The organism is uncultured Cytophaga sp. (genome assembly GCF_937863595.1).
Classification (GTDB): Bacteria; Bacteroidota; Bacteroidia; order Cytophagales; family Cytophagaceae; genus Cytophaga.
This window is the reverse complement of the sequence record NZ_CALMGQ010000071.1, coordinates 1-6220: the sequence shown is the minus strand read 5'-3', so window position 1 is coordinate 6220 and position 6220 is coordinate 1. Positions and strand designations below refer to the sequence as shown.

6 protein-coding genes and 1 pseudogene are annotated in these 6220 nt (G+C 31.4%); 4 read left to right on the top strand and 3 right to left on the bottom strand.

The window, feature by feature from the left end:
• Positions 1 to 79 precede the first annotated feature (79 nt).
• Positions 80 to 1114 (top strand): hypothetical protein, encoded by a 1035-nt coding sequence (locus Q0543_RS06565; protein WP_299250581.1) that lies wholly within the window; start codon positions 80 to 82, stop codon positions 1112 to 1114.
• A gap of 22 nt (positions 1115 to 1136) precedes the next feature.
• Entirely contained in the window at positions 1137 to 2234 is a 1098-nt protein-coding gene (locus Q0543_RS06560) for a hypothetical protein (protein WP_299250580.1), read from the top strand.
• 410 nt (positions 2235 to 2644) lie between these two features.
• Here Q0543_RS06560 and Q0543_RS06555 read toward each other — a convergent pair whose 3' ends face one another.
• The 3 genes from Q0543_RS06555 to Q0543_RS06545 all read right to left on the bottom strand — a co-directional run bounded on the left by Q0543_RS06555 (position 2645) and on the right by Q0543_RS06545 (position 4859).
• Entirely contained in the window at positions 2645 to 3343 is a 699-nt protein-coding gene (locus Q0543_RS06555) for a hypothetical protein (RefSeq protein WP_299250579.1), read from the bottom strand.
• Positions 3344 to 3407: 64 nt separating this feature from the next.
• Positions 3408 to 4139 carry a hypothetical protein gene (locus Q0543_RS06550; protein WP_299250578.1) on the bottom strand — a complete coding sequence of 244 codons (732 nt, stop codon included), beginning with the start codon at positions 4137 to 4139 and terminating at the stop codon, positions 3408 to 3410.
• A 12-nt stretch (positions 4140 to 4151) separates the two neighbouring features.
• Positions 4152 to 4859, bottom strand: a complete 708-nt coding sequence (locus Q0543_RS06545; RefSeq protein WP_299250577.1) for a hypothetical protein — start codon at positions 4857 to 4859, stop codon at positions 4152 to 4154.
• A 363-nt stretch (positions 4860 to 5222) separates the two neighbouring features.
• Between Q0543_RS06545 and Q0543_RS06540 the strand changes: the two genes are divergently transcribed.
• A complete protein-coding gene (locus Q0543_RS06540) occupies positions 5223 to 5894 on the top strand; it encodes a TetR family transcriptional regulator C-terminal domain-containing protein (protein WP_299250575.1) in 672 nt (223 codons plus the stop codon).
• Positions 5895 to 6029: 135 nt separating this feature from the next.
• A pseudogene (locus tag Q0543_RS06535) lies at positions 6030 to 6220 on the top strand (hypothetical protein); the annotation flags it as partial.

Below are 6220 nucleotides of genomic sequence, written 5' to 3'. Positions count from 1 at the left end.
ACGGATCAAATTGATATACAACTGAAAATCTTTTAATTAAGACGCAACGCTAGTGACGTTACATAATTAAAAAAAAGAGATGGATAGACTATTTTATAAAGAAATAAAATTAAGCGGTACGCCCATAGAAACTAAGTTTATAAACGTTCAATTTTTTAATCATATTTTTTATTTAACAAATGTAAATAGCAGAGAATTGCATGATTTTAATCCATCTACAGCTGATATTTTAAAATTAGCACCTCCACTATTTAAAAATGTCCAATTGATAAGAGACTTTTTTCGATATCATAATGAGGAACATGGCTCTTTCTTTTTACCAAGTGCTATCGTTTTTTATGATGTTTTAGATTATAACTTTCCAACAGAATTTTTCTTTATTGTCAAAGTAGTAAACGAAGTTGAGTTAAGAAGTTGCCAAGCAGGTGAAGGTGTCGAATGGTTTCAGATTCCAGAACTTCATAAAGCGGTTACTGATCCTGAAATCATACTCAAGGTTGAAAATACTATTTTAGAAGTTATGAGGTTGGCAGCCGAGATTTATAGGAAGAAAACTGAATTGGAAGAAAAGGTGGAAGAATTAAAAACGGAAGCAAAAGCAAAGAAAAAAGCGGAAGCAAAACGAACCTATTTAAACGACACTCAAAAAAAAGCATATCAAGAACTTACAGAATTGTGTGTGTATAAAAATTCAAGTAAGGTAAAAATTCTCAAACGTATCGAAAAGCTGAAAAACTATGATGATGACGAGGAATATTACACGACCTTAAATTATTTTATGGAGTTTTTAGAAGAAAAGGATTTAAACTTCATCATGAGAATGGATTGGAAAGCTGAAATTGAAGATTTAGAATGGCTTCTTAAAAAGAATTTAAAGGATAATTATGACGTAAAACCTAATTTGCCCAAACCTGAAAATTATGATGAAAATGCAAGTGTTTCTTCTGATGGAGTTTTTCAGGATTATGATCAATCTTTAAGAGAAAATGGACTTCAATTGGGTTTTATAGATACGCAATCGGACGAATATATTGTTATTTTACATAAAGTGGAAGATAAAGAAAAAATAGAAACCGCTGTCAATCAAATTGGATATGAGTATTCGGAGAAATAAAAAATATAATTAAAAACCAACTATGAAAAACATTGATAAGGTTAATGTTCTTAAATCAACTATTATAAAAACGCCTATTGGGCTATTGACAAAATTAGTTGCGGAGTATGGGATTTCAGAAAAAGGAAGTATATCGTTTAATGAAAAAACGCTAGTGGCAGTTTACATTGATGATAAAAAGGAAAATTCTAAATTAGTATATGTAGTAGTTGATAGAGAGGGAACTATTGAAAGTTATAAGGAAGATGACGGAATCTTACCAACGCTTTTTTTAAGTCCAAATCAGGAAAATTATGTTTCTGTAATTCCGTATCATCCTGACAAAGAATTAGAAATCAGTATTCCCATTTTCAATCGCGAAAACACTGAATTGCCAAAAGGGAATAGACCTTTTGTTGGTGATTTCATTGGCACAACCGAATACTTTTCGATTTTTTATGATGCTGATATTTGGACCGACACGAAGCCAGATAAAATGCTGGCGATTGAATTTAAAAATGGTCAATTAAAAAAGAAAAACAATATCAAAATTCCTTTTCCCCGTGACAATAAAATTTTCATTTCTGATAATGAAATTCATTTGCTGGCAATAGAAGAGGAACATTGGATACACAGACAAATTGACGAAAAAGGAAATGAAATCAAGAGAAGAAAAATTCAACCCAATCACAAATATTTCAGTCAAATTATAAGTTTATCATTCGAAACAGAATCATATATTTTGATAGAAGATGAAGAAGGTCAAATAATACTCGAAGAGATAGCTGTAAATGGCACAAGCAAATCCATTGAATTTAATGCTATGATAGGTTCCTATTATAATTCGTGGCAACCAGTAAAAATTGCAGAAGATACCTTTGTAACAAAATTCAATGGCGAGTTTGGTAACGGTTGGTTTACTACTAAAAAGGATCAGCTATTAGAATTATTTTATGGAAAAGGTGAAAAAGGATATAGAAACATATTGACCAATGAGTTTTTAGAAATGGACAGTGACCAAATTATTATTTCGAGTGTAAATAAAACTACCGAAAATAATTATGCCGTTATTTTTTATCCAATGACGGAGAGGAATATTAAAAACAAAGAAATTTTTATATTGAATCGGGAGATTAAATAAATCGCATTCTTGTAGCTATTAATTCGCTTTTCATGAAAAATAAGCGTTGTTAAATTGGATTTTATATACTTCCCTATACACAAGTCAGAGAGTAGAAGAAATAATATTTATTTGCATGATTTTTATCATATCGTAACAGGCAACGAAACAACCAGTAAAGTAGAGAATGCTGTTTCTGCACGGAAGATTTCATCGGGTGGTTGGGATAAAATTCATCTCCCTTGGCTGTTTATCCTATGGATAATGATGTAGGGTATATTTTGTGAAATATGCTTATACTTCAAAGAGAAGTATGAAGCATATTTCCTTAATTAGGTCATAAACGCTTTACATCGTCACCTGTTAATAGATCTTAGTCTACCGAGCAGAGGGTGGGGACGTCTTTGAAGTGTATCATAAATTTTGATTTTTTACCAATATCCCACTGCGACACCAGTGTTGGTTTTTCTTTTAAATATTTTGAATTGTTTTCTATTATTAATTATGATACTAATATCAGGAGTTTCTTTGTATAAAAAAGAATATGTTTTTTGACGTACTTTATAGGTTGTTAGTTTATTCCTATTTAAAACATTCGATTTTGTTTTTAAAACGATAATTTTTATTTCATCGTTTGGTTGAATCGTATCGGGGAGATATAAAAAACTTTTATCTGGACTTATTTCAGATCTGTAGATTTTATTATTTATAAAAACATTTAACTTATAGTTTTTAATGAGATAAGAATAATTTTTAAATTTAACATGAACAGAAGTACTGTCATTGCTTGTTTGACTTGTTTGGTGGATCAAAGTTTCTGATGCGTATGTGTTATAGCTTGTAAAAAGTGTTTTTAAAAATAAACCAATACTTACAATCTTTGTTGCAATTGCATAATAAAATGGTCGATGCACTTTTAATGAAGGCTTTTGAATCTGATCTGCATAATAAATTCCACAAACCTTTCCCGTTGCAAGAAACACTTCATTCAAATACGCTTCATCTTTACCTCTAAAATCATAGACGTGCTTCTCACAGCTTCCGCAGAAGCGCTTTATATCATTACCGGGTAGCGCATCGTATTCTACCGAGCAGGGTTTGGGGATGGATATGTCTTTGAATCGGATCATGGAAAAAATTATGAATTATGAATTATGAAATATGAATGAATAAATCTTTGAATTGAAACATAGTTTACCAAAAATTAGCAGGGCAAATTAGCCCTGTGACAGCAGTTCTTTTTTTGCTAGAAAGAAATATTTTTTTATTATAGTTTATTTTGATGCTTATTGAATGTATTTCTTTGAAAATGAAATTGTACCTTTTTGTATTAGTTGAATAATAACTTGCTTTGTGTCTTGTTCCTTTTTTTTGTATTACAATATTTCGTCTCGTTGTAGAAACGATTAATTTTATTTTGTCATTCGGATGCAAGCTATTTGGTAAATAGAGTGTTTCCTTATAAGACAAATAGTATGTTTTGAATAGAGTGTCATTGACATAGCATTCTATCGTTATGTCATCTATGGATGTTCCATTATCCCTACCTTTATAAATAGTATTTACTTTCGAGCTATCGTTGATTAATTGTATAATTGGGTATGTGTTTGGTTTTGTTGCTTCTGTATCAAACGAGCTCAATAATGTTTTAATAAATAATAGAATACCGATTATTTTTGCTGTTAAAGCATAAAAGTATGTACGTTGAATTTTTGAAGTAGGACTTTGAATTTGATCTGCATAATAAATGCCACATACTTTTTCCGTTGCACGAAACACCTCATTCAAATACGCTTCATCTTTTGCTCTAAAATCATAGACGTGCTTTTCACATCTTCCGCATAAGCGCTTTACCTCATCGCCTGGCCATGCATCGTAGTCTATGGAACAGGGTTTGGGTATAGATATGTCTTTGAATTTTATCATGATATTTGGTTACTATTTCATTAAGCCCATAATTTGATTAGAGATTGGTCTACGTATACCTGATTTTTTATCTCCTATCCTAAAGATGTATTTTTTATAATTAATAACTAGTTGAACCTCTTTTGCGTGTTCAAATTTAAAATGGTATGTTTTTGGCTTTATTCGTATTCTTCTTCTAATAGAAGCACGTTTGAAAACTTTAATTTTTATAGTTTGATCGTTTTGAATAGTATCAGGTAAATAAATAAATCCATCAATTATTTTAGGATTAGATAGCAATAATACATTATCAACATATATTTTTATATTATATTGATACGTGTAAGTTGATTTTGATTTGATGATAGCCTTTATTGGTATCGAATCATATTGGATGTCTAGTTGTGAACTTGAAATTGGTTCAATTTTAATATTTGTTTCTGCAGAAAATGAGGAAGTTGTTTTTAAAAATAATAACAAAGAAATGAATTTTGTTAAGATAGACTTTATGTAGGTGTGTTTATTAGGATTTATAGAATCTTTAATTTGTTTCATCAAAAAGACGCCACAAACATTACCATGACTTTTATATATCTCATTCAAAAATGCTTCATCTTTTCCTCTGAAATCATAGACATGTTTTTCACAACTACCGCAGAAACGTGTTAATTCGTTCCCAGGTAAGGCGTCGTAATCTACAGAGCAGGGTTTGGGTATGGATATGTCTTTGAATCGGATCATGGAAAAGATTATGAATGATGAATTATGAATGATGAATGAATAAATCTTTGAATTCAAACATTGTTATTTTTTAGCAAAAATTTGAAGTGACTCCCACAATATGTTGAAATTATTTTATTGGATGCTATCTACTTGGATTTTTAAATTTATTAATCTTTCCCATTCGAGTTGAATACGATCATCAAAGTAACAAATCTGAATAATAAATCTCTAATACCAATCATTTTTAATCTTTTAACCTATTTATGCCCATTTCTCGCCAAAAGTAACTTTTTAGATAAATCAATTGACTTTCAATACTTAATTCACGAGATTATATTGTATTCATTAGAACTTTCACCACACTTCAACTGTTTTAATATTATGGAAAATCACATCGAAGAATCGCACCCACATACCTCCGAAGCTATTTCAGCCAAACAACTTCGCGACACATTTATTGAATATGTGCTTATGAACGGCAAACTCCCCGCATCTGTTTTCCAATTCATGAAAACACAAAATAGGAGAGAGTCTGAATTCTACGATCACTACAACTCCTTTCAAGCCTTAGAGAAAGACATTTGGATGGGGATTTTTGAAGAAACACTTACGAAGCTTAAAAGCGAAGACGTTTATGAATCGTATTCAGCCAGAGAAAAACTGCTTTCATTCTATTATACGTGGATTGAAGTGTTGAAAAACTACCGAAGCTATATTGTTCATACATCTAAATCGAATCTTCGTCCCGATAATTGGATGAGTTCGCCGATCAAAGCATTCAGAGAGCCATTCTTAACGTATGCTAAAGGTTTAATTAATGAAGGCATTGATAAAAACGAAGTTGTAAAAAGACCGTACTTATCTGATAACTACGATAAGCTTGTGTGGATGCAATTGATGTTTGTATTAAAGTTCTGGATGGACGATGAAAGTAGAGGCTTTGAACGTACCGATGCTGCCATTGAAAAGGCCGTGAACCTTTCATTTGATTTGATGGGCAATACGGTGTTGGATTCGGTGGTTGATTTTGGAAAGTTTCTGTTTCAGAGATAGAACTTTGTCATATTAATTGAGCTCACGCAGCGTAACAGCTTGTTGGTGCCCAGCGAAACAGTCGTTCATTACTATAGCAACGTTCGGACAGAAATACCAACAACTGCGAAAGAGTTAATCCGTGCAATCATTTTAATCACAAGAATTACAGTTCAGACAATCTTTATGAAAGAGCAAAATAGTATTCCCACGAGTAAGGTAGAACGTGCTACAAAATTTGTACAGACGGGTGCGAAGATAGGAGGGAATTACATCAAGCATTATGCAAAGAAGGCATTCAATCCGGATTTGACGAAAGATCAGTTGCATGAAGACAATTCTAAAGA